The organism is Agrobacterium sp. T29 (assembly GCF_006970545.1).
Taxonomy (GTDB): domain Bacteria; phylum Pseudomonadota; class Alphaproteobacteria; order Rhizobiales; family Rhizobiaceae; genus Agrobacterium; species Agrobacterium leguminum.
Map to the genome: position 1 here is coordinate 1560830 of NZ_CP040640.1, position 24097 is coordinate 1584926.

The window sequence follows — 24097 nt, forward strand, 5'->3', positions numbered from 1 at the left end:
TCGTGTCGAGGACTGCGAAAGCGGTCCTCGATGCGCCGATACCCCCACTTCCGTCATGCCGGACTAGATCCGGCATCCAGCCACGGCGCGTCTGCGCCGTAAAAGGGCTCGCGCGCGATCAAGGACTTGATCGCACTGGACCCCGGATCAGGTCCGGGGTGACGGAGTGCGGGTGCACCCGTTCTCGCCAAACAGCCGCTTGCGCCAAGCTTTGCGACGCTCCATTCACTGAAATTCGAAAATCTGCCGGAAGACGCCCGGCGCGATCAACGACAGCGGATTGATCGTCAGCTTCGGCTGGTCCGTCTGGCCGGAGAGCTTGAAGGTAATGCCGAGCAAGCCCCGGTCGCGGCCGTTGCCGAGGAAGATGCCGATGAAGGGCAGCTCGCCGAACAGCCGGTTCAGGCCATAGGCGGGCATGAAGGTGCCGGTCATGTCCATGCGGCCGCTCTGGTCCTTCAGCAGCCCCTGGAAGGTCGCGCCGATCTGCTCGCCGCGCACGACGCCGTTTTCCACCGCCACCGAACCGTTGACATAAACCAGCCGGGCAAAGCCGCGCTGGAATTTTTCCGAGCTGACATCGATATTGCGGCGCACCGCATTGTTGAGGCTCCTGCCATCCTCACCCGTCGGCGTGGCGACGATGTCCTGCAGCTTGGCTTCGTTGACGACGGCAAAATTGCGCAGGTCGAGCGATCCGCTCCAGTCGCTGCCATTGGAGGTCGTCAGTGCGAGGTTGAGAAGGCCGCCGCGAATACGGCTGTAGATATTGGCGAAACGGGCGAGCGACCCCGCGTCGCTGCTGGTCAGCGTCACGGTTCCCGTCGCCCCGCGATTGACGGTCTGCGCCACCACCGCCTGGCCGTTACCGGTGACGCCTCGGAAATCGATCGAGCGGACCTTGCCGTCCCGCACGCTGACATCGGAACTGACATTGGCAAGGATTTCATCGTTGAACCCATAGACCTTGTCGAATTGCGTCTTGATGGCAAGGGATGGCTGCGAACGCGACGTGCCGTCGCCGCTGCCGGAAGAGCTGCGAAGCTTCGAGAGGAAAGGCCTGACATCGGCGGATTTCCCCGATGCGTTGATGATATAGCCGTTCTTCGAAGCGGCGACCGAAACGGCGTAATTATCGGAGGGCGAAAGCTGCACGCGGCTGAGATCGGCTGAAATCAGCCCGTTCTTGCTGAAGGCGATATCGCCGGCAGCGCCGAAGCCGTCGCCGTCGAGCGAGAAGTCGCTGATCGTCGTGCGCCCGTCTCCCATTTCCATGGTGAAGGTGGCGCTGGCGGGAATGCCGATACCCTTGCTCCAGCCGAGCCCCGGCAGAATGATCGACGCCTTGGTCAGATCGAGCCGGATATCCTGGCGTTTCGGGTCGGCGCCGTCGATTTCAATCACCGTCGTGCCGCCGAGGACCGTGGAAAGTTCCGGAGCGAGCTTGGCAACCTGCGTTTCGTTCAGGCTTGCCTTCAGCGACAGCGTCGGCGCGATATCGCTGTTCTTACTCACCGGCTCCGTCATCACGATGTCCATCGGGACGTCGTCCACGCGGCCCCTGCCCTCCAGTTTGAGCTGGCGGTCGTCCAGCGTCATGAAACCGTCGAGCGCAGTTACCTTGTGGCCCGCAAAGGGCTTGGTCAGGGACAGGTTCTTCAGATCGAGATCGGCCGTCCACACCGGCGGAGGCGGGTTATGGCTGGAAAGCAGGCCAACGGTCAGGTTAGCATGGGCCTTGACATCGCCGGTGAAATCCTCCGGCTTGAACTGCGTATTCTTGAGCGCATTGATGGGTTTGAGCGCCGCAAGCTCGGCCACGGCATCGGCCGAGCCCGAAACGTTCAGTTCGAGATTTCCGAGCAGCGGCTTGTCGTAAACAGCGGAAATGAGAAAACGGCTGTTTTCCAGCGCAAGCGACCGGTTCGACGGGAAATAGGATGTCCCCCGCTTGATATCGACGGCCATCTTGCCGCCGACGAGATCGAAATGCGCGTCGACATCGCGCAACGGCGGAATGTCGCCGGTGGTATTGAGACGCGTATCGTCGATATCGAAACGGATCTGCATTTCGCTTTCGCCGAGCACCAGCGGGCAGCCGGGGCCGCACATCCGTCCCTGCGGGATGAAGATCGCGATTGAGCCATTGGTGACGGTGCCGCCGTAGAGATTGGACACCACCCAGTCGCGCGGCTTGTGCGCCATCCAGAACGGCCAGAGCTGCTTGACCGCCGTGGCCTCCATCTTCGGAATCTGCCCGCCGAAGCTGATTTCCGGCGACCCCTGGCCGAACCGGATTTTCAGCGATCCCGCCATGTCTCCGAGCGGGCCTGTCACATAAAGCGAGGGAACGTCGAGCTGCTTCGTCGCCGCCGTAAAATGCCCGTCGGCCTTCAGGCTGAAAGGAACCGGGGCCTCGCCCGAAGCTTCGGACGAAGCAACGGCGTTGTCGATCCGCAGCGAAAGGCCGAAACCTTCTTCCGTATCGCTGATTTCACCGGCGACCGGAAGAATTGTCCGCCCGAGCTCCAGCCGCGAATTGTCGATGACAAGGGTGCTTTTGGCAAAGTCATAACGTGCATGGACGTTGCCAGCCGTAAAGGTCTGGGACTCACCGCCGATCATCAGCGTTCCATTGCCGAGGCCGAGCGCAATCTCCAGCTGTGGCTCCTGCCCTTCCATGGCGCGCCGAGCGACAATATTGATACCCGTCTTGACGTTCAGGCCTTCATGGAGATTTCCGTCGGGATCGTATTTCTCAAGAAACGGGCCGATATCGAAACCGTCGATGCGGGCTTCAAAACCGTCTATCCGGCCACCCGATCCCGAAGTCTGCAGCGACACGCTGGCAATTTCACCGTTAAACAGCGTTTCTCCATCGAGCGAATATCCGCCCTGCTGATCGGGCGTCAGCGACAGTTCACGCACTTCGACGGTGCGCGGCTTGCCCAACTCTCCAGGCGGCAGGTGAACCGAAACGCTGGAAATATCGATTTCCTCGGTTCCGCTGCTCAGAAAAGCCTGAGCGAGCTTGTCCAGCTGCCCGAAGGCCTCCTGCAATTGCTGCGGCACGGCGTCGAGCTTGACGCTGGCGAGATCGAACCCGTTACCCTTGGGCAAAAGCGCCGTATCGAGCTCCATCCCGTCGGCCTCGAGGCTCTCCACCGAGACGCGGCCGGTAAGAAGCGCAAGCGGATCGAGCGCCATGCCGATTGCCCGCGCCCGGCTCATATGCTGGCCGGATTCCTTCTCGATGATATCCACGTCCTCCGCCACCAGCGCAAGGCGCAGCCCGGTGGAAAACCTGATCGCCGAAGAACCGATCCGCGCGCTGTAATGGGGGCCGAGCGCCCTTTCCAGCGCCTGCTGCGCCTGGCTGGAAAGCGTCGCGTCGATCGATCCTGTCTCGACGGAAAGAATGATGCCGCCAATGGACAGGAAGGCCAGCACGAAAAGCGCTGCGAAAATCTTGATGAAGGCACGCACCATGGAGCGCGGTGCCGGGCAATGCACGATGATGGGATCTTCGGCCTGCGCCGAAGGAAGATCGTGCAGCGCAATGATATCGCGTCTGCCGAACTTGACCTTTTCACCCCTGACTTCAGCCATACGCCCGTGTTTGCCCTTGAATAGCTTTGTTTCGCCGCAACACCGAAGCGGGATGGCGAAAAGTGTAAGCGGTTTTCGTCCGGAATCCCGCTTTAATTCTTTAGCCCGGATAACGATTGAGATTTAAGATCGTTCGACCTGAAATCTAAATAGTGATCTGGACGACGCGCGGTTTCGCTATATATCGAATGTGGCGACTTTTCCTCAACATCCCGGCGAAAGAAAGGTAGATTATGACAGACTTGACGATTGGCGGCCCGGCTCCCGATTTTACTTTGCCCCGCAACGGTGAAGGGACGGTGACATTGTCCAAACTGCAAGGCAAGGCCGTCATCCTCTATTTCTATCCGAAGGACGATACTTCCGGCTGCACCGCAGAAGCCATCGACTTCAGCGCGCTGGGCGGCGAATTCGAGGCAGCCAACGCCGTCGTCATCGGCATTTCGCCCGACAGCGTTAAAAGCCACGACAAGTTTGCGGCAAAACATTCGCTTTCCGTCATGCTCGCTTCCGACGAGGAGAGGAAGGTTCTGGAAGCCTATGGCGTCTGGAAGGAAAAAAGCATGTATGGAAAAAAATACATGGGCGTCGAACGCACGACCGTCCTCGTGGCCCCGGATGGAAAAATCGCGGAAATCTGGAACAAGGTGAAGGTCGCGGGCCATGCCCAGGCCGTTCTCGAGGCTGTGAAGAAGCTCTGAGGGACCAACCCGTCGTGACGCCCCCGTTCAAAATCATCTCGCTGCGAGGCGGCGCGACGGATGCCATCGTGAGCGCCGATCTCGACAGAAAGACCGCGCTCGCGCAGGAAACGGCGACACGCTGGTTCGAGCGCCGCCTGTCGCTGCGCTCGCCGCTCGACCCACCGCTGCCTGAGCGGCCGGGCAGGCCCGAGAAGCCGGAACTCGTGCCGCCGACCGCCGTGGAACGCCGCTCCCTACACAGCATCAAGGGCCGCATCGCGCTGCTGCACGCCATAGCCCATATCGAACTCAACGCCGTCGATCTCGCGCTCGATATCGTCGCCCGTTATGCCAGCGAGCCGGTGCCGCATTCCTTTTTCGATGGCTGGATGCAGGTCGCCTTCGAGGAGGCGAAACATTTCCGGCTGGTGCGGGACAGGCTGAGAAGCCTCGGCGCGGACTATGGCGATCTGCCGGCCCATGACGGGCTCTGGCAGGCCGCGCATTCCACCCGCAACGATCTCACCGCACGGCTCGCAGTCGTCCCGCTCATCCTGGAAGCGCGCGGACTGGACGTCACCCCTTCCCTGCAGGCGAAGATGCGCGAGACCGGCGATCTTGAAAGCGCTGCCGTTCTCGATGTCATCTATAATGACGAAAAGGGCCATGTCGCCATCGGCGCGAAATGGTTCCGGTTCCTGTGCGCGCGTGAAAAGAAGGACCCGGCCGCAACCTTCAGGCAACTGGTGCGCGCCAATTTCCGCGGCCCTTTGAAACCGCCCTTCAACGACATTGCCCGCGCCGAGGCCGGCCTGACGCCTTCCTTTTATCGCTCGCTCACATCCGTCAGCCAATAGCCGACACCGCCGAAAGGCCTCTCCGGCAAAACTTCGTTAACCTTAACGAATTATGATTTCCCTTAAGAAATCGGCCAGTCCGGAGAGAGATTGTGACTGATACGGCGGAAAACCGGGTATTCGGCAAAAAGCGTGAGCCGCACGTGCTCATTCTCGCGCGCGGCGACAGGGTGCGGCACATGACCATCCGTCCGTGGATGGCGGCGCTTGCCGGCTGCACGATCGGCCTTTTCTCGCTCGGTTATCTCGGAGCCACAGGCTATCTCATTTTGCGTGACGACCTGATCGGCGCGACCATGGCCCGCCAGACCCGCATGCAGAACGACTATGAAGACCGCATCGCAGCGCTGAGAGCCCAGGTGGACCGTGTCACCTCCCGGCAGTTGCTCGATCAGCAGGTCGTTGAAAAGAAAGTGGAAAAGCTGCTGGAACAGCAGGCGGCGCTGACTTCGCGGCACGGCCGTATGAGCGAATTGCTGGAGCGCGCCGAGAACTCCGGCATCGCCGCCTCCCCGGCCGGGCCCTCGTCTCTTTCGAACGCCATGGCGCCGGAAAAACGCGCCGACCTCTCCGGCGGCCTTTCGGCCATTGAAAAGCTGATGACGCCACGCAAGCCGCAGGCGGAAAAGCCCGCCACATCGGACAGACGCGCCGCCTATGTACCCGAAGCCGGCGAAACGCCATCCGACCGGGCCGACCGGGTGTTTTCCAAGGTGACCCTGTCGCTGAAGGATATCGAACGCCAGCAGATATCGCGCATCGCCAGACTGACCAGCGACGCCGAGGACAAGGCGAATGCGATGCAGGACATCATCCGGCAGGCGGGCCTGAAAATCGAAGAGAACGGCAACGACGACATAGGCGGCCCCTATGCCGATCCCCAGCGCGGTGACACCGATCCTTTCAACCTGTCGCTCACCAATCTCGACAATGCGCTGAACCGGCTCGACATCGTCAAGGAAACCGCGACCAACCTGCCCTTCGGCAACCCGGCCCCCGGTCGGGCGATCACCAGCCGATTCGGCAACCGGATGGATCCGTTTCTCGGCCGCCCGGCCCTTCATACCGGCATCGATTTTCGCGCCGAAACCGGGGCTGACGTCAAATCCACCGGCGCGGGCAAGGTGACGGTCGCGGAAAATTCCGGCGGCTACGGCAATATGGTCGAGATCGATCACGGCCAGGGCGTGTCGACGCGATTCGGGCATCTCTCCGCCATTCTGGTGAAAGCCGGCGACAGGGTCGAGGCCGGCGACGTCATCGGCCGCGCCGGCAGCACCGGTCGCTCCACCGGTCCGCATGTGCATTACGAGGTGCGCCGCAACGATACGCCGGTCGATCCGATGCGGTTCCTGATCGCCGGAACGGAACTCAAAACCTATTTAAAATAGCAGCCCGATTTTAATGCTTTTTTTGCGCTTTTTACGATAAATCGCTGAAATTTGCACCAAAGGCCCAGATGCCCCGCCCGAACCCCGCTGTTTCGCGCGCTTTTCCCGTTGTTTCCTTGACTTTCCGGCAATTTGGGCATATCCCCGCGCCAAGTCTTTGCAAGTGCCGTCGCGGCACGCAGGTGTTCTTACCGAACCAGAACGGAAAAAGTTCTTCCTTTGACAACATTCTCTGATCTTGGCCTGAGCCAAAAAGTTCTTTCCGCTATTGCAGATGCCGGCTACACGACGCCGACACCCATTCAGGCTGGCGCCATTCCGCCGGCGCTGGAAAAGCGTGATATCTGCGGTATCGCACAGACCGGCACGGGCAAAACCGCGTCCTTCGTTCTGCCGATGCTCACCCTGCTCGAAAAGGGCCGCGCCCGCGCCAGAATGCCGCGCACGCTGATCCTCGAGCCAACCCGTGAGCTGGCAGCGCAGGTGGCGGAGAACTTCGAGAAATACGGCAAGAATCACAAGCTGAACGTCGCCCTTCTCATCGGCGGCGTTTCCTTCGAAGACCAGGACCGCAAGCTTGAGCGCGGCGCCGATGTGCTGATCTGCACCCCCGGCCGCCTTCTCGACCATTGCGAGCGCGGCAAGCTTTTGATGACCGGCGTGGAAATCCTCGTCATCGACGAAGCCGACCGTATGCTGGACATGGGCTTCATTCCCGATATCGAGCGCATCGCCAAGATGATCCCGTTTACCCGGCAGACGCTGTTCTTCTCGGCCACCATGCCGCCTGAAATCCAGAAGCTGGCCGACCGGTTCCTGCAGAACCCCGTCCGTGTCGAGGTCGCCAAGCCCTCCTCCACGGCAAAGACCGTTGCCCAGCGCATCGTCGCCGCGCACAACAAGGACTATGAAAAGCGCGCCGTGCTGCGCGATCTCGTCCGCGCCGAAGAAGCCGAACTGAAGAACGCCATCATCTTCTGCAACCGCAAGAAGGATGTGGCAGACCTGTTCCGCTCGCTCGACCGTCACGGTTTTTCCGTCGGCGCGCTGCATGGCGACATGGACCAGCGTTCGCGCACCACGATGCTGCAGAACTTCAAGGACGGCAATCTGAAGCTGCTCGTCGCCTCCGACGTTGCCGCACGCGGCCTGGACATCCCCGATGTCAGCCACGTCTTCAACTTCGATATTCCCATTCATTCGGAAGACTATGTCCACCGCATCGGCCGTACCGGTCGTGCCGGCCGCTCGGGCAAGGCCTTCACCATCGTCACCAGAAGCGACACGAAGTATCTCGACGCGATCGAAAAGCTGATCGGCGAAAAGATCGAGTGGCAGAACGGTGACCTCTCCACCCTTCCCGCGCCGATGGAAAGCTTTGAAAGCAATTCCGGCCGCCGGGGCAAGGAACGGGGCGGCAGGGGCCGCGACCGCAACCGTCGCGACGCAGCGCCGGTCGAAAACATCAATCAGGGTGCACAATCCGCTGCGGACACGGACATCGCGGCTCATGGAGACGACAAGGTGAAAGCAGAACGCAAGCAGGAAAAGACCCCGCGCAATTCCGACCGCAACAGCCGCAATCCGCTGCACGCCAATGACGACAACCGCGACCGCCGCCGCCATTATCGCGACCACGACGATGGCCCGACACCGGTTGGTTTCGGCGACGACATCCCCGCTTTCATGCTGATCGTGGCCAACGCCAAGGCCTGACCGCGGGAATGGACAGCGTGACGCCGACCGCCAGGCCAGGTCTCGATTTTCCGGGTGTCGGCGTCGGCCTCGCCATCATGCGTGATGGCCGCGTGCTTTTATGCCGGCGCCTGAAGGCGCCGGAAGCCGGATACTGGAGCATTCCGGGCGGCAAGGTCGATCACCTTGAAACTTCCCTCGCCGCAGCACGCCGCGAGGCCGAAGAGGAAACCGGGCTCAAGATCGGCACCGTCGAATTTCTCTGCCATAGCGAATTCATCGATACGGAAGATCGCCACCATTGGGTTTCGCTGATCTTCGTCACCCGCGATGCGCAGGGTGAGCCGGCACTGACCGAACCCGACAAGCTTTCCGCCATCGGCTGGTTCGATCCGGATAAGCTTCCCGAACCCATCTCCGCCTTTGCCAGGGACGCTCTGGCCGCCCTGAAATAAAGCCGCACAGGCGCCCGACCGAACTCGCTCGCGGGCGATAATGGCCGTCAACGGGCATTTTCAAGCAGTTATGTTGATGTGTACGTCGGAGCCGGCCTCGCTCCCTCCGCGCGATATCTTTTCCATAAATTCAAAAATGAAAGAACGTCTTTGCGCAGGAGTTTCCTAATTCAATTTTAAATTGCTTAAATTAGCTCCACGTAAAAAACCGCCCCAGTTTCCCGAAGCGGTTTATACGTAATGAAAAAAATAGAATATGAAACCCAATATAGTCTGGCAGTGCTTATATTCGGAACACTTTCCGAGGCCTATTACAGCCAATTTCAGTCGTCCCCTGAAACAGTTACATCTAAGCTAATCATTTACTTTCCGTCAAGCAAATCTTCTCGCAAATGCGAAAAAAACATGGCGAAAAAGAGGTGAACGATGGGAAGGTTTATATATTTACGTTATATATCAATAAATTACAAATATGAAAATAAAATGTGCATCTTTTTGTGCTGCACTTTAAAAAGCAGAATCGCAGACCGACTTTTTCTAAACTGTGCTTATACGCGCCACATGTAATGGATTTATGAAGTAACGCCCGCCGCGACAATGATGTGAAATACTTCCCCACCCATCCGGCGCGGGAGCGAATTGCTCGTCGGCAAAAATAATCCTTCAATAAAAACATGGTGCGCAATTATATCGAACAGCAACAACTACAAGCTGCGACGACGACCCGCCCTCTCGAATCGGACAACTTCAGAGCAAATCCGCCGTCCCGCGGATGGCGATATGCGAATATGATGGAACATCGGCGATTTTTCCTTTGGAAAACCGGTTGTTGCCGATAAACATCAAGCCGGGACAACAGGATTTCTATCACATCATGCTTTCACTTCGCCTGCTAACGATCATCGCCGGTTTTGCCCTTGCGGGCTCAGCAAGCGCGGCATCGATTGGCATCGTTGCGCCCCAGAGCGGCCCTTACGAACTTCTGGGGCAGCAGGTACGGCAGGGTGCGAAGGCGGCGGCGGCGAAGCTCGGGCTGGATGTCGTCGAAATCCATGAAAGCTGCGAAGATGGCAGCGGCGGCGCCATTGCTGATGGCCTCGTGGCCGCCAAGGTCAGCGCCGCAATCGGTTTCTTGTGCACCGAAACGCTTCAGGATGTCCTGCCGCCGCTGAAAGCGGCCGCCATTCCCGCCATCACGCTTTCCAGCCGCGCGCCGATCCTGATGGAAGACGCCCTGAAATACGGCTGGCCGCTCTTTCGCCTCGCCCCGTCAGACAGGGCCGAATCGGACAGGATCGCGGAGATCATCCTGCGCGACTGGAAGGGACATTCCATCGGACTTGTGGATGACGGCACGATCTACAGCCGCGAACTGGTCGACCGCATCCGCTCGTCGCTCGAGGAAAACGGCCTGAAGCCCACCCTTGCCGATACGATGCGTCCCAACCAGGAACAGCAGGTGGCGCTGGTGCGCCGGCTGGCGCGCACCGGCATTTCCCATGTCTTCGTGGGCGCGGAACGCAACGACGTCGCCATCATTGCCAGAGATGCCGGGTCGGAGAACATTCCCCTCACCGTCATGGGCGGCGATGCCATGAATGCGGCCAACAATCCGGTCCCCTTGGCCGCGAATGTGCTGGCGGTCACCCGCCCGGCCTATGATACCCTGCCATCGGCCCAGGCGGTTGCTGGCGAACTGCGCGGCGCCGGCATCGAGCCGGAAGGTTACGTCCTGCCGGCCTATGCGGCGGCGGAACTTACCGCCGCCCTTGCGGAAGCCACGCAGGCGCAGTCGAAACCCGCGCCGGAGATACTGGCGGGCGGCACCGTTTTCAAAACCGTGCTCGGCGACCTCGGCTTCAGCCCGACGCATGACCTTTCGGACAATCCCTATCGCCTGCAGCGGTGGAACGGCCAGCGCTTCGAACCGGCGGACAAGGCCGAAAGACAATAGGCGAAACCCGCGCCGCCGAAAATTCGAGGAAACGTAGCTGAAAACCGTCCGCAACCGCGCCGCCAGCCGTTTCAAACCCCGATACTTGGTGTTAAAGGCAGCTTACGCAACGCGTCGAGAGGAGTTTGCCCCATGTCCCTGCCCATCCGCATAGCCCCGTCCATTCTGGCTGCCGATTTCGCCAAGCTCGGACAGGAAGTCGCCGATGTCACGGAAGCGGGCGCGGACTGGATTCATCTCGATGTGATGGATGGCCATTTCGTCCCCAACATCTCCTTCGGGCCGGATGTCATCAAGGCGCTGCGGCCGCACAGCATGGCCTTCTTCGACTGCCATCTGATGATCGCACCCGTCGACCCGTACCTCGAAGCCTTCGCCAAGGCGGGCTGCGACAGCATCACCGTGCATGCCGAAGCCGGGCCTCACCTGCACCGCTCGCTGCAGACGATCCGCGGGCTCGGCAGAAAGGCCGGCGTGACGCTCAACCCCGCAACACCGCTTTCGGTCATCGAAAACGTTCTTGATGATGTCGACCTCGTCCTGATCATGAGCGTCAACCCCGGTTTTGGCGGGCAGAAGTTCATTCCGGCCATGCTGGACAAGATCCGCGCGGCAAAGGCCATGATCGGCGACCGGCCGATCGAACTCGAAGTGGATGGCGGCGTGACGGCGGAAACCGCAGGCGCGATCGTTGCCGCCGGTGCAAATGCGCTGGTGGCCGGCTCGGCCATCTTCAAGGGCGACGGCGTCGCCGACTACCGCAAGACGGTCGCGCAACTGCGCCACGCAGCGGAAGCCGCGCGGACATAACCGCCGCCGCCGAAGGGCGCACGGCAAGGCGTTGGGGGATCGGCATGGAAAGCGACAGGCGGGGTTTCCGTGACACGGCTTCGGCAGCGCTGTTTCCGCTGCTCGGCGCGCTTGTCTGGGCCGTCTGTTCCAGCGCCGCCGCCGCTATCGGCCTCTATGTCAGGAACCGGCTGGAAACCGACCATGCCGCCGACATAATCATGCTTTTCTTCGCGGGCGGCCTCTTCGGCTGGCTGCTGGCCATGGCGGCGCTGCACCTTCTCCCTGCTTCAGCCGCCCTGCCGCTGCGTTTCGTGGCGGCCTGTCTTGCCATCGCTTTTTTCACGCTGGCAGTTGCGGCGGCGTTTTTCGCTTTCGAATACCGTATTTTTTATGCGCAATGGCACGCGCCGGCATTCTCCCGCATCTGGTTTTTCCAGCAGCTCTTCACATCGCTCGGCGCGATTTACCAGTTCTGCATTCTCGGCCCTGGCTTATATTTTCCCTTTGCCATCGTTCCGCTCCTGCCTGCGGGCGCGATCCTCTGCCGACGTGCGCAACGAGCAACAGAGGCATGTAGCTTGATAGATTGAGATTACCGGAACACTTTGCTAAACGGGCAGCAAATTTCCTCCACAAAGAAAGTCATTGCCATGATCCCTCGTTATTCCCGGCCGGAAATGGTCGCCATCTGGTCGCCGGAAACAAAGTTCCGCATCTGGTTCGAGATCGAGGCATATGCCTGTGACGCACTTGCCGAACTCGGCGTTATCCCGAAGTCCGCTGCCCAGACCATCTGGGAAAAGGGCGGCAGCGCCACCTTCGACGTCGCCCGCATCGATGAGATCGAAGCCGTCACCAAGCATGACGTCATCGCCTTCCTCACCCATCTTGCCGAATTTGTCGGTCCCGACAGCCGTTTCGTGCATCAGGGCATGACCTCGTCGGACGTGCTCGATACCACGCTCAACATCCAGCTCGTACGCGCCGCCGATTTGCTGCTCGCCGACATGGACCGGGTGCTGGCGGCGCTGAAGACCCGCGCCTTCGAACACAAGAACACGGTGCGCATCGGCCGCAGCCACGGCATCCATGCCGAGCCGACCACCATGGGCCTGACCTTTGCCCGCTTCTATGCCGAGATGCACCGCAACCGTGAGCGCCTCGTTAATGCCCGTGCGGAAATCGCCACGGGTGCGATCTCCGGCGCCGTCGGCACCTTCGCCAATATCGACCCGCGCGTCGAAGAACATGTCTGTGCCAAGCTCGGTCTCATCCCCGAGCCGGTCTCCACGCAGGTCATCCCGCGTGACCGCCACGCCATGTTCTTCGCAACCCTCGGCGTCATCGCCTCGTCGATTGAAAACGTCGCCATCGAAATCCGCCACATGCAGCGCACCGAGGTTCTGGAAGCGGAAGAATTCTTCTCGCCGGGCCAGAAGGGCTCGTCCGCCATGCCGCACAAGCGCAACCCGGTTCTGACCGAAAACCTGACCGGCCTTGCCCGTCTGGTGCGCATGTCGGTGGTTCCGGCCATGGAAAACGTGGCGCTGTGGCACGAGCGCGATATCAGCCACTCCTCCGTCGAGCGCGCCATCGGTCCCGATACCACTGTCACTCTCGATTTCGCGCTGAACCGCCTGGCCGGTGTCATCGAAAAGCTCGTGATCTATCCGGACAACATGCTGAAGAACATGAACAAGTTCCGCGGCCTCGTGCATTCGCAGCGCGTTCTCCTGGCGCTGACGCAGGCCGGCGTATCGCGTGAAGACGCCTACCGTCTGGTACAGCGCAACGCCATGAAGGTCTGGGAACAGGGCGCCGATTTCCTTGAGGAGCTGCTGGGTGACGAGGAAGTGCGCGCCGCACTTCCCGAAGAGGTGATCCGCGAAAAGTTCGACCTCGGCTACCACACCAAGCATGTCGACACGATCTTCACCCGCGTCTTCGGAAACGCCTGAGACTTGAACTGAGTTTGAGACCTTGAAGTTAATGCCGCCGCGACCTTGATCGCGGCGGCATCACAACACAGATATGGGCGCATGAAAGTTTCAGAAGCAGATATCCTGATCGTCCCCGGTTATACCAATTCCGGCCCCGACCACTGGCAGAGCCGCTGGGAGCGCAAGCTTTCCACCGCCCGCCGCGTCGAGCAGGCCGAATGGTCCAAACCCGTGAAGGAAGACTGGGTCGCCCGGCTGGTGGAAGAGGTCAATGCCTCCACCAGACCCATCGTCCTCGTCGCCCATTCGCTCGGTGTGCCGACCGTCATCCATGCCTTGCCGGAAATCGGCAAGAAGGTGTCCGGCGCGCTGCTCGTCGCGCCGCCCGATGTCGCCAATCCCGATATCCGGCCGAAGCATCTGATGACGTTCGGGCCTTACCCGCGCGATCCGCTACCTTTCCCGGCGATCACCATCGCCAGCCGCAACGATCCTTTCGGCTCTTATGAACATGCCGATGACATTGCCGCCGCCTGGGGCTCGCTTTTGATCGACGCCGGCATGTCCGGCCATATCAACACCGAGTCAGGCCATGGTCCGTGGCCGGAAGGCGGTATGGTCTTCGCGCAGTTTTTGAGCCGCCTGAAGGCTGTCGAGCCCTAACGGCGCCGGCCCTGCGGACCGCCTCCCCTTCGATCGGCCCCGGAAGCCTCATTTCAGGGCCCAGCGGTTTCGCCAGCCTGTCACAAGAATTGAAGGGAAATATGCGAGCCGCATTGTAGAATGCACTCTTTTCCTTTATGGGACCGCTTCAAAGACCAAACGCAACGCCACCAGAATCGGCGTCAACCAAGAGACCTGCAATTATGAACCGTCGCCGCCGTATTTACGAAGGCAAGGCCAAGATCCTCTACGAGGGTCCGGAGCCAGGCACGCTTATCCAGTTCTTCAAGGACGATGCGACCGCCTTCAACAAGAAGAAGCATGAAGTCATTGACGGCAAGGGCGTGCTGAACAACCGTATCTGCGAATACGTCTTCACGCATCTGAACAAGATCGGCATTCCCACGCACTTCATCCGCCGCCTCAACATGCGCGAGCAGTTGATCAAGGAAGTGGAGATGATCCCGCTCGAAGTCGTCGTGCGCAATGTCGCTGCCGGCTCGCTGTCGAAGCGCCTCGGCATCGAAGAAGGCGTGGTTCTGCCGCGCTCCATCATCGAATTCTATTACAAGTCGGATGAGCTGGAAGACCCGATGGTCTCCGAAGAGCACATCACGGCTTTCGGCTGGGCCAACCCCGCCGAGCTTGACGACATCATGGCGCTCGCCATCCGCGTCAACGACTTCCTGTCCGGCCTGTTCCTCGGTGTCGGCATCCAGCTCGTCGATTTCAAGATCGAATGCGGCCGCCTTTTCGAAGGCGACATGATGCGCATCATCCTCGCCGACGAGATTTCGCCCGATAGCTGCCGCCTGTGGGACATCGAAACTCAGAAAAAGATGGACAAGGACCTGTTCCGCCGCGACATGGGTGGGCTTCTCGAAGCCTATTCCGAAGTCGCGCGCCGTCTCGGCATCATCAATGAAAACGAACCGATCCGCGGCACCGGCCCTGTCCTCGTGAAGTAATATCGGCCTCGTGAAATAATATCGACACCGCAAGGGTAAAATCAGGAGAAGATCAGGTGATCAAGGCACGGGTGACTGTTACGCTGAAGAACGGCGTTCTCGATCCGCAGGGCAAGGCAATCGAAGGCGCGCTCGGCAGCCTCGGTTTCGGTGGCGTCGGCCATGTCCGTCAGGGCAAGGTCTTCGACCTGGAGCTGGAAGGCGCCGACAAGGCCAAGGCCGAGACCGACCTGAAGGCAATGTGCGAAAAGCTGCTGGCCAACACGGTCATCGAAAACTACGCAATCGCCATCCTCTGAAGCCCAGGAGCCGCCGTCCATGAAATCCGCTGTCGTCCAACTTCCCGGCCTCAACCGCGACCGCGACATGATCGCGGCTCTGACGAAAATCTCCGGTCAGGCGCCCGTCACCATCTGGCAGACGGAAACGGACATTCCCGATGTCGATCTGATCGTCATTCCCGGCGGCTTCTCCTATGGCGACTATCTGCGCTGCGGCGCCATCGCCGCCCGCATGCCGGTCATGCAGGCCATTCGCGAAAAGGCCGAAAAGGGCGTCAAGGTTCTCGGCGTCTGCAACGGCTTCCAGATTCTGGTCGAGGCGGGCATGCTGCCGGGCGCGCTGATGCGCAACGCCTCGCTGAAATTCGTCTGCCGCGAAGTGAAGCTCGAAGTCGCCAATAACGACACGGACTTCACCCGCGCTTACGACAAGGGCCAGATCCTGCGCTGCCCCGTCGCCCATCACGACGGCAACTACTTCCTTGATGCGGATGAGCTGAAGTCGGTTGAAGGCAACGGCCAGGTGGTGTTCCGTTATGCCGAGGGCACCAATCCCAACGGCTCGCTGAACGACATTGCAGGCGTCATCAACACCAAGGGCAACGTTCTCGGCATGATGCCACACCCGGAAAACCTGATCGAAGCCGCCCATGGCGGCAATGACGGCCGCGGCCTCTTCGCTTCGGCGCTTGGCGTCATCGCAGCCTGATAGACCAAGGCGGGTTTCAAGCCCGCCTTTTTTGATGCCGGCTTCCGGCTATGTTTCGGCTCTTCTTCTGGATGACCTGATGCCCCGCATTCTTCGATACGATGCCTATAAAGCCACCGGACTGATCCTCGCTGCCGCCGCACTCGCTGCCTGCCAGCCGAAACCGCAGCCTTCCTCCTCCGTCTCCCGCGCGGCCCTGCCGACCATGGAACGGATCGCGCTTGGCGCGAATGCCTGCTGGTTCAAATCGGGCGACGCGGCGTTCAAGGCCTATCGCCTGGCGCCGGAACTCAACTCCTTCTCCGGCCGTCCGCGCATCCTGCTCGTGCCGCGCAACAGCCCGGAATCGCGCCCCATGCTGGTGGTTCAGGCAGAAGGCAACCCGGCAAAGCTCGATGCTTTCGGCCCCGTGATGAACGAAGCCCTTTCCGGCCGCATCGCAACCGACGTCAAGCGCTGGGCGAACGGCGGCAAAGGCTGCTGATCTAGCATACGTCTACATCAAAGACGTCATCCTCGGTCTTGTCACACTGCTGTCCCGAGGATGACGGGAAATTGTTTTTACCGGTTGCCGGAATACCCGCGTATAGCCAATCATGGTACACGACAGAAATGTAATTTGATGCGGCAGCTGCGGCGTTTGCCGTGGTTTGCAATGTTCCCCACATCCGTCATTCCGGCCTCGAGCCGGAATCCAGCCAGCCCAAGTCTTTGGGCTGAAAGGAGTCTTTTCGCCGCGTGGACACGCGTCGGCTGGATTCCGGCTCGAGGCCGGAATGACGGAAATGGGCGTGCAGTGATACAGGAACCACATTGTGTCGTTTACCGTGATAGCCATTTAAAAAACCCGCCAGCGCCAGTTGGGATTGGCGTGGCGGGTTGCCGAATGGCTGCTTGGCGCCGGGGAAAGAAGGCGCCGCTCTCCGACAAAAAATCAAAGGGGCCGCGGCGGCCAGGAGAAGAGCCGGGATTTTGCCGCCTCCCTCAAGGCTTCATCCCGCGTAACGCCGATATCGTCTAGCAGATCGTCCGAAAGCTCCCGCAGGGCGAAGCGCCCCTGACGTTTCCGCTGCCATGAGGATACGCCCGCAATCAGGCGACCAATAAGCGTGCGGGCGATCTTGGCCGGAAAGGGCGCCGGTGCGACCATGTCGCCGGCATCGCGGAACACGCGTTCCCGTTCGTAGCCATCAGGATAGAGTGTATCCGCTGTCGAAAGGTATTGATCCATCTTGCGCATATTGCACCTATTGTCTCCGTGCGTTTAGCCTCATTCAATGCAGACAATAAATACAATTGACTTCAGGACAGATACAATGCATAAATTGTCACCATGACAAATTGGCTTCCCGACATTACCGAGGGCGACGGCCCGATTTACCTGCGCCTCGCCGACAGTATCGAAGGCGCGATTTCCGACGGCACCCTACAGGCCGGCTCGAAACTGCCGCCGCAGCGCAATCTTGCTTACGATCTCGGTGTGACAATCGGCACAATCAGCCGGGCCTATGCGCTCATCCACGAGCGCGGGCTCGTCAGCGGTGAGGTCGGACGCGGCACCTATGTCAATGAGCGCAAGACCCCTGCCCCGTCATTGCCCATGGAGTCGGCAACGGCCGCCTTCGGCAGCACGCGCCATGCCGTCGACACCAGCGCCGAATTCCGGTTGAACACCACCGCTGCGCCGGATGTCGGCCAGAGCGTGCTGATCGCCAGGCACATCGAGGCGGTGACCAGAGAGCATCCCCAGGACATTACCAACTATGCCCGCTCTTTTCCCGACAACTGGTGCATGGCGGGCGTTCGCTGGCTTTCCCAGAACGGCTGGTCGCCGAAGCCGGAAAACATCGTTTCGACGCTTGGCGCCCATGCTGCGGTGATGAGCGTGATGTCCGCGATGACCGCGCCGGGCGACCGCATCGTCTTCGAACCCGTCACCTATTCCCACATCAGCCGCAGCGCCGCCCTTGCAGGCCGGCGGGTGACGCTGGTGGAAGCGGATGAGAACGGCATTGTCCCTGACGATTTCGAACGCGTCTGCGCCCAGCAGCATCCCAAGATGATCTTCCTGATGTCGGCCGGCCAGAACCCGACCTGCGCCACCCTGCCGGAAGAGCGACGCCGCGCGATTGCCGATATCGCCCGTCGCTACGGTGTGTGGATCGTCGAGGACAATCTTTATGGCGCGATGACGCGCGATGCGATCCCGCTGATCGCCGAATTTGCGCCCGACATTACCTTCGTCGTCGGCGGCCTGTCGAAATCCGTCGCCGCCGGCGTGCGCGGCGGCTGGGTCGCCTGCCCCGCGCAATATTCCTCGCGCATCCGTATTTCCCACTCGATGATGACGGGCGGCCTGCCCTTCATGCTGGCCGAACTGAATGCGCGCCTCGTCAATAGCGGCGACGCCCACGATATCCGCAAGGATTGCATCGCCGAACTGAATGAGCGCGAGGCGATTGCCCGGCGCGTCTTTACCGGGCTGGACTTCAATTCGCTGCCCGACATCGCCTTCCTGTGGCTGAGACTGCCCGAACCATGGCTTTCCGGCACCTTCCGCAATGCGGCGATGAAGGAAGGCGTGCTGATCGACGACGAGGACGAGTTCAAGGCCGGACGGACGGACAAGGTTTTCCACCGCGTCCGCATCAGCTTTTCCGGGCCTTCCACCCGCGAGGAACTGACCCATGCCTTCGGCATCCTCCGCCACCTGCTGGATAACGGCTCCGCCGGCTATGAAAGCGTGGCGTGATACGGGTCGCAGCGTTGCGGGCACCGCCCGCAACGGGTGAATAACCGCATAAACCGCCAATTAGCCGGCAAAGCGGCGCATTTTCCTGTCGCGCCATGGAGCCTCTTGCGCTAAAGAACCGGAAACTTTCCTCGGCTCGAACCGCGTGAGACCTATGTCGATTCCAAACTCCATCAAGATCACCCCGGAACTCGTTGCATCCCACGGGCTGAAGCCCGACGAATACCAGCGTATCCTCGACCTGATCGGACGGGAGCCGAGCTTTACCGAGCTTGGCATCTTCTCGGCCATGTGGAACGAGCACTGCTCCTACAAGTCCTCAAAGAAGTGGCTGAAGACCCTGCCGACCAAGGGTCCGCGCGTCATTCAGGGTCCCGGCGAGAACGCCGGCGTGGTCGATATCGACGATGGCGACTGCGTCGTCTTCAAGATGGAGAGCCACAACCACCCGTCCTATATCGAGCCCTATCAGGGTGCGGCAACCGGCGTCGGCGGCATCCTGCGCGACGTCTTCACCATGGGCGCCCGCCCGATCGCCGCGATGAACGCCCTGCGCTTCGGTGCGCCTGACCATCCGAAGACCCGTCACCTCGTGGCCGGCGTCGTCGCCGGTGTCGGCGGTTACGGCAATTCCTTCGGCGTGCCGACCGTCGGCGGCGAAGTGGAATTCGATCCGCGTTATAACGGCAACATCCTCGTTAACGCCTTTGCCGCCGGTCTTGCCAAGTCCAACGCGATCTTCCTGTCCGAAGCCAAGGGCGTCGGCCTGCCGGTCGTTTATCTCGGTGCGAAGACCGGCCGCGACGGCGTCGGCGGCGCGACCATGGCGTCCGCCGAATTTGACGAATCCATCGAAGAAAAGCGCCCGACCGTTCAGGTCGGCGACCCCTTCACCGAAAAGTGCCTGCTGGAAGCCTGCCTTGAGCTGATGAAGACCGGCGCGGTCATAGCCATTCAGGACATGGGTGCGGCCGGCCTCACCTGCTCGGCAGTTGAAATGGGCGCCAAGGGCGATCTCGGCATCGAGCTTGACTTGAACGCCGTACCGGTGCGCGAAGAGCGCATGACGGCTTACGAAATGATGCTCTCGGAAAGCCAGGAGCGCATGCTCATGGTTCTCGAGCCCTCCAAGGAAGAAGTCGCCAAGGCGATCTTCGTCAAGTGGGGTCTGGATTTTGCGATTGTCGGCAAGACCACCGACGACCTGCGCTTCCGCGTGCTGCACAATGGCGAGGAAGTCGCCAACCTGCCGATCAAGGAACTGGGCGATCAGGCTCCCGAATATGACCGCCCATGGACACCCGCCAAGGTGCCGGCACCGCTTTCGGAAAACGACGTGCCCGCCGCCGATATCGCCGATGCGCTGGTATCGCTGGTCGGTTCGGCCAACAATTCCTCGCGCCGCTGGGTCTACGAACAGTATGACACGCTGATCCAGGGCAATTCGCTGCAGCTTCCCGGCGGCGATGCCGGCGTGGTGCGCGTCGAAGGCCATGACAAAAAGGCGCTCGCCTTCTCCTCCGACGTCACACCGCGTTATGTCGAGGCCGATCCCTTCGAAGGCGGCAAGCAGGCCGTGGCCGAATGCTGGCGCAACATCACCGCAACCGGCGCTCTGCCGCTGGCGGCCACCGACAACCTCAATTTCGGCAACCCGGAAAAGCCCGAGATCATGAGCCAGCTGGTCCATGCCATCAAGGGCATCGGCGAAGCCTGCCGCGTGCTGGAATTCCCCATCGTTTCCGGCAACGTCTCGCTCTATAACGAGACCAACGGTCAGGCGATCCTGCCCACCCCCACCATCGGCGGCGTTGGCCTGCTGAAGGACTGGGGCCGCATGGCGCGCATCCGTTTCGCCGCCGCTGACGAAGTGGTGCTGCTCGTCGGCGCCCCTGCCGGCCTCGGCACGCATATCGCCCAGTCGGTTTACATGCGTGACATTCATGGCCGCATCGATGGCCCGGCGCCGCATGTCGATCTGGCCGCTGAAAAGAACAACGGCGATTTCGTCCGCAGCCTCATCACCGACGGTCTTGCCACCGCCGTTCACGATTGCTCCTCGGGTGGTCTGGCACTTGCAGTCGCCGAAATGGCGATTTCGTCGGGCATCGGCGCGACCATCGACGCGGTCGAAGGCCACAACCCGGTCCTCACCTTCTATGGCGAAGATCAGGGCCGTTACGTTCTGACGGTCAAAAAGGCCGATCTCGATGAGGTGCAGACAGCGGCGAAGGCGGCGGGCGTTTCCTGCCCGGTCATCGGCGTTACCGGCGGTTCCACCGTAAAGCTGGGCACGGCGCGGGCTGTCGAGATTAAAGAATTGCACTTGGCCTATGAATCGTGGTTCCCTCAATTCATGGACGGCGAAACTTTGCTCGCCGCAGAATGAATTAAGGAGAAACACCATGCCCATGAAACCCGGCGACATTGAAGACATGATTAAGGCGGGAATTCCCGGGGCAAAGGTCACGATCCGCGATCTGGCCGGTGATGGCGATCATTACGCGGCGGAAGTCGTTGCGGAAGCATTCAAGGGCAAGACCCGCGTGCAACAGCACCAGATGGTCTATGACGCGCTGAAGGGCAATATGGGCGGCGTGCTGCATGCCCTTGCCCTGCAGACCTCGGCTCCCGAATGATTGCGCCCGTGAAAGCGGTTCCGGCAACAGACCGTCTCTGTCCCGCCTGCGGCAGAGCGTGAAACCTACGGAATAAATCAAGGCCCGCGTGATACTCTCACGCGGGCCTTTTTCATGTCCGGCCGAATGGGTTGGTGCCGCTTACAAGGCGGGCGGCGTCTGCGAATCCAGAGCGGCGAAGGAGGCGGCAGGCAAAGGCCCCGCCGTCAGCAGGGTAAAATCGTAACCGGATCTGCGGTCCGGCCCCAGCACATATTGCCGGTGCATGCGCAGGAAGTTGCGCTTGTTCTTCTTATAACGATCCGGCGAGAGCGAATGCTTGAAACGGATCGGTACGATCTTCGGCTGCGGCGCATCCCTGTGACCGGTCAGGCCCACGGTATTGCACCGGTAAAGATGAATCGGATCGGTCAGGCATTGGATATCGAACCATGTCACCTCCGGGTGACGAGCAATCGAACCGACGCTTTGGCGAAGCCGGTCGGCGCTCGACAGGAACGCACATTGCAGCGCCGCGCCGCCCAAGGTCGCAAAGGACAGTTTCCGGCCATCCAGCGCATCCGGCTTCAGTTCCAGCACACGGCCGATCACGGCGAGCGCAAGGCTGGCGCCCATGCTGTGGGACACCACCAGAACCTCGTCCGCGGGCTGCTCCAGCGCCGTCAGAACGAGTGCTGCCCTCTCCTCGATCCAGTCACGGGCAAGCGGCTCATCGCGGCCGACCGCGAGCGCGAACCGCCAGTCGGCATAAAGATGCAGGGTGTGAAACCGCTCCGCAAACGGCAGGAAGGCCTTCACGAAAAACAGCGCGGCGACGGGAAGGCTGATCGCCAAGAGCCAGAGAGGTAAGGCGAAAATTAAGGGCGACAGGGCAATAGCCGCCGCAAGCGCACCGCCGACAAGCATCAGCAGGAACGGAAAGATGAAGAACAGGCCAAAACGCCAGGCGTGGCGGAAGTAACGCGCCGCGCCGCCCTCGGCGATGATGCCGGCTCCGGCCTTGAAACCGAGCCAGATCTGCCGCCAGACGGGCGCATCCCGCAATTGCGATATCACCGCATTATGGTCGTAAACGAAAATGTCGGAGCGCGTCCGCCAGTCGCCCGCCGAGGCCTCAACCGTGAAAACCTCGCCCCCGGGCGCATTCTCCAGCGGCCCCACGGCATAATCGACATCCCATGTCTTGCCGGCCAGCGCCGCCGCCCGCTGGTAACGCAGATGATGGGCGGCCGCATCGAGCGGATCGAAACCGGGGAAATAAAGAACAAGTCGTGACTTGACGGCTGGCATGCATGAACCTTCGGCCGGAGCATTTCCAGTAAAAGCGCAATCGCTTTTACGTTAAGACAATGCGTAAAAACAAAGAGATAGTGCGCTTTTGCGTTTCGGAGAAAAGCAAAACCGCGCTAGAGACACCCGAAAGGATCGCTTGATACAGCGGGCGATGCACGTATAGTAAAAATCGCGACGGAAATGTGATTTATTTATCGGTGAGGGAAATTTGTCTGGCATCGTCGATCAAGTACTCAACGGCGTCGTCAAGGGCGCGCTGTCTGAAATCCTCACCAAGACCGGTATCCGCAAGACGCGCCGCGCGCGCCGGACGAAAAGCATCGGCTCGCTTGCCGGCGGCATCGTCGGCTCGGTTCTGGAAGCCGCGATCAACGCCGCCGTCAAACCCAAGCCAGCCAAGAAGCAGGTGAGCAAAAGGCGCACAGCCGCTGCCCGCAGCAGACAACGATATCGATGATGTATCGCCTCCCCCTGCTTCCCGCCTTTTTACTACTGGCGATTTCGGGGCCGTTACAAGGTGCCGCAGAGGTTAAGAGCAGCAAAGAGATCAAGATCGGCTTCGTCGTGGAGCTTGATGGTGCTGATCGGATATCCGGCACAGCCTTCTGCAAAACCGGCAACACCTGCCGCCTGGTGGACCAGAAAAGTCCAAAGTTAATTCTCGATATTGAAGTGAACAGTTTCTATAGCGAAATGGAGATTGACTGTGAGGACGATTGCTCGTTGCCGAGCGGCAGGCGAGCCATAACGTTCGATAACACTCGCGAATTCGATATTTGGGAAGGCGAAACAGGTGTATTGATACAATCAGTCTTCAGACGGTGGGAGCGGATAGGAAAAATCGTTCTCGACTTTTCTTACCCGAAGAGAACGACGCGCTGGTAGCCGGAGTTTCGACCCGCAATCAGCGATGCCACACCCGCAGTTTTTTACGCTTTCCGGGTGGAAATCGCGCCACGACATGTTATCTAGGAACAAACAGAAAGCAGCGGCCTTGAACCGCATGTGAAAGGAATAAGCCTATGAGCGGCATTCACGACATGATCGACAGCGAAGTGAAGAGCAACGATATCGTTCTTTTCATGAAGGGCACCCCGCAATTTCCGCAGTGCGGTTTTTCCGGCCAGGTGGTACAGATCCTCGATTATCTCGGCGTCGACTACAAGGGCATCAACGTGCTTGCCGATGCAGATATCCGCCAGGGCATCAAGGACTACTCCAACTGGCCGACCATCCCGCAGCTCTACGTCAAGGGCGAATTCGTCGGCGGCTGTGACATCGTAAGAGAGATGTTCCAGTCCGGCGAACTTCAAAACCACTTCCAAGAACAGGGTATCAGCGTCCGCGGCGCGGCCTGATTTCGGCCGGTTCATCCGGCCCACCCTGATTGTCAGAAATTTATGCCAGGCGTTGCTT

At 60.3% G+C, this 24097-nt stretch carries 23 protein-coding genes; 20 read left to right on the plus strand and 3 right to left on the minus strand.

Annotated elements, in window-relative coordinates; genetic code table 11:
• Positions 1-225 precede the first annotated feature (225 nt).
• Positions 226-3609, minus strand: a complete 3384-nt coding sequence (locus tag FGF54_RS07925; protein WP_142779381.1) for a DUF3971 domain-containing protein — start codon at positions 3607-3609, stop codon at positions 226-228.
• 233 nt (positions 3610-3842) lie between these two features.
• Between FGF54_RS07925 and FGF54_RS07930 the strand changes: the two genes are divergently transcribed.
• The 14 genes from FGF54_RS07930 (at position 3843) to FGF54_RS07995 (ending at position 16481) form a co-directional block, all read left to right on the plus strand.
• Entirely contained in the window at positions 3843-4310 is a 468-nt protein-coding gene (locus FGF54_RS07930) for a peroxiredoxin (protein WP_020810868.1), read from the plus strand.
• Between the two features lie 14 nt (positions 4311-4324).
• Positions 4325-5149 carry a ferritin-like domain-containing protein gene (locus FGF54_RS07935; RefSeq protein WP_003522668.1) on the plus strand — a complete coding sequence of 275 codons (825 nt, stop codon included), beginning with the start codon at positions 4325-4327 and terminating at the stop codon, positions 5147-5149.
• 92 nt (positions 5150-5241) lie between these two features.
• Entirely contained in the window at positions 5242-6540 is a 1299-nt protein-coding gene (locus FGF54_RS07940; RefSeq protein ID WP_142779382.1) for a M23 family metallopeptidase, read from the plus strand.
• 219 nt (positions 6541-6759) lie between these two features.
• Positions 6760-8256, plus strand: a complete 1497-nt coding sequence (locus FGF54_RS07945; protein ID WP_003520451.1) for a DEAD/DEAH box helicase — start codon at positions 6760-6762, stop codon at positions 8254-8256.
• 8 nt (positions 8257-8264) lie between these two features.
• On the plus strand, positions 8265-8690 hold the full coding sequence (locus FGF54_RS07950; protein ID WP_059760349.1) for an NUDIX domain-containing protein: 426 nt from the start codon (positions 8265-8267) through the stop codon (positions 8688-8690).
• 772 nt (positions 8691-9462) lie between these two features.
• Positions 9463-10644, plus strand: a complete 1182-nt coding sequence (locus FGF54_RS07955) for a branched-chain amino acid ABC transporter substrate-binding protein (protein WP_168208033.1) — start codon at positions 9463-9465, stop codon at positions 10642-10644.
• A 132-nt stretch (positions 10645-10776) separates the two neighbouring features.
• Positions 10777-11454, plus strand: coding sequence for a ribulose-phosphate 3-epimerase (rpe, locus tag FGF54_RS07960; RefSeq protein WP_003520447.1), 678 nt, complete (start codon positions 10777-10779; stop codon positions 11452-11454).
• Between the two features lie 44 nt (positions 11455-11498).
• Positions 11499-12026 (plus strand): hypothetical protein, encoded by a 528-nt coding sequence (locus FGF54_RS07965; RefSeq protein WP_078052783.1) that lies wholly within the window; start codon positions 11499-11501, stop codon positions 12024-12026.
• A 60-nt stretch (positions 12027-12086) separates the two neighbouring features.
• The gene (gene purB, locus FGF54_RS07970; protein ID WP_020810926.1) at positions 12087-13394 is read left to right on the plus strand and encodes an adenylosuccinate lyase; all 1308 of its coding nucleotides are present in this window, start codon (positions 12087-12089) and stop codon (positions 13392-13394) included.
• Positions 13395-13475: 81 nt separating this feature from the next.
• Entirely contained in the window at positions 13476-14039 is a 564-nt protein-coding gene (locus FGF54_RS07975; protein WP_080816746.1) for an alpha/beta hydrolase, read from the plus strand.
• Between the two features lie 203 nt (positions 14040-14242).
• Complete coding sequence (purC, locus tag FGF54_RS07980) at positions 14243-15007, plus strand: phosphoribosylaminoimidazolesuccinocarboxamide synthase (RefSeq protein ID WP_003520440.1); 765 nt, start codon at positions 14243-14245, stop codon at positions 15005-15007.
• 56 nt (positions 15008-15063) lie between these two features.
• A complete protein-coding gene (gene purS, locus FGF54_RS07985) occupies positions 15064-15306 on the plus strand; it encodes a phosphoribosylformylglycinamidine synthase subunit PurS (protein WP_003507918.1) in 243 nt (80 codons plus the stop codon).
• A gap of 19 nt (positions 15307-15325) precedes the next feature.
• Complete coding sequence (gene purQ, locus FGF54_RS07990; protein ID WP_137410602.1) at positions 15326-15997, plus strand: phosphoribosylformylglycinamidine synthase subunit PurQ; 672 nt, start codon at positions 15326-15328, stop codon at positions 15995-15997.
• Positions 15998-16076: 79 nt separating this feature from the next.
• Entirely contained in the window at positions 16077-16481 is a 405-nt protein-coding gene (locus FGF54_RS07995) for a hypothetical protein (protein WP_065655218.1), read from the plus strand.
• Positions 16482-16931: 450 nt separating this feature from the next.
• Here the strand turns inward: FGF54_RS07995 and FGF54_RS08000 are convergent, their stop codons facing one another.
• A complete protein-coding gene (locus tag FGF54_RS08000) occupies positions 16932-17237 on the minus strand; it encodes a DUF1127 domain-containing protein (RefSeq protein WP_142779383.1) in 306 nt (101 codons plus the stop codon).
• A gap of 93 nt (positions 17238-17330) precedes the next feature.
• Here FGF54_RS08000 and FGF54_RS08005 point away from each other — a divergent pair, with 93 nt between their 5' ends.
• The 3 genes from FGF54_RS08005 to FGF54_RS08015 all read left to right on the plus strand — a co-directional run bounded on the left by FGF54_RS08005 (position 17331) and on the right by FGF54_RS08015 (position 21388).
• Positions 17331-18749 carry a PLP-dependent aminotransferase family protein gene (locus FGF54_RS08005; protein WP_142779384.1) on the plus strand — a complete coding sequence of 473 codons (1419 nt, stop codon included), beginning with the start codon at positions 17331-17333 and terminating at the stop codon, positions 18747-18749.
• A gap of 154 nt (positions 18750-18903) precedes the next feature.
• Complete coding sequence (purL, locus tag FGF54_RS08010; RefSeq protein WP_142779385.1) at positions 18904-21138, plus strand: phosphoribosylformylglycinamidine synthase subunit PurL; 2235 nt, start codon at positions 18904-18906, stop codon at positions 21136-21138.
• Between the two features lie 16 nt (positions 21139-21154).
• Positions 21155-21388, plus strand: a complete 234-nt coding sequence (locus tag FGF54_RS08015; RefSeq protein WP_003507909.1) for a BolA/IbaG family iron-sulfur metabolism protein — start codon at positions 21155-21157, stop codon at positions 21386-21388.
• A 141-nt stretch (positions 21389-21529) separates the two neighbouring features.
• On the opposite strand, the gene FGF54_RS08020 is transcribed toward FGF54_RS08015, so the two are convergent.
• The gene (locus FGF54_RS08020) at positions 21530-22678 is read right to left on the minus strand and encodes a hypothetical protein (RefSeq protein ID WP_142779386.1); all 1149 of its coding nucleotides are present in this window, start codon (positions 22676-22678) and stop codon (positions 21530-21532) included.
• 211 nt (positions 22679-22889) lie between these two features.
• Here FGF54_RS08020 and FGF54_RS08025 point away from each other — a divergent pair, with 211 nt between their 5' ends.
• From FGF54_RS08025 to grxD, 3 genes are all read left to right on the plus strand, one after another.
• Complete coding sequence (locus FGF54_RS08025) at positions 22890-23138, plus strand: hypothetical protein (RefSeq protein WP_142779387.1); 249 nt, start codon at positions 22890-22892, stop codon at positions 23136-23138.
• A complete protein-coding gene (locus tag FGF54_RS08030; RefSeq protein WP_142779388.1) occupies positions 23135-23566 on the plus strand; it encodes a hypothetical protein in 432 nt (143 codons plus the stop codon). The genes FGF54_RS08025 and FGF54_RS08030 overlap by 4 nt, the downstream gene beginning before the upstream one ends.
• Before the next feature lie 137 nt (positions 23567-23703).
• On the plus strand, positions 23704-24039 hold the full coding sequence (gene grxD / locus FGF54_RS08035) for a Grx4 family monothiol glutaredoxin (RefSeq protein WP_003520429.1): 336 nt from the start codon (positions 23704-23706) through the stop codon (positions 24037-24039).
• Positions 24040-24097 lie beyond the last annotated feature (58 nt).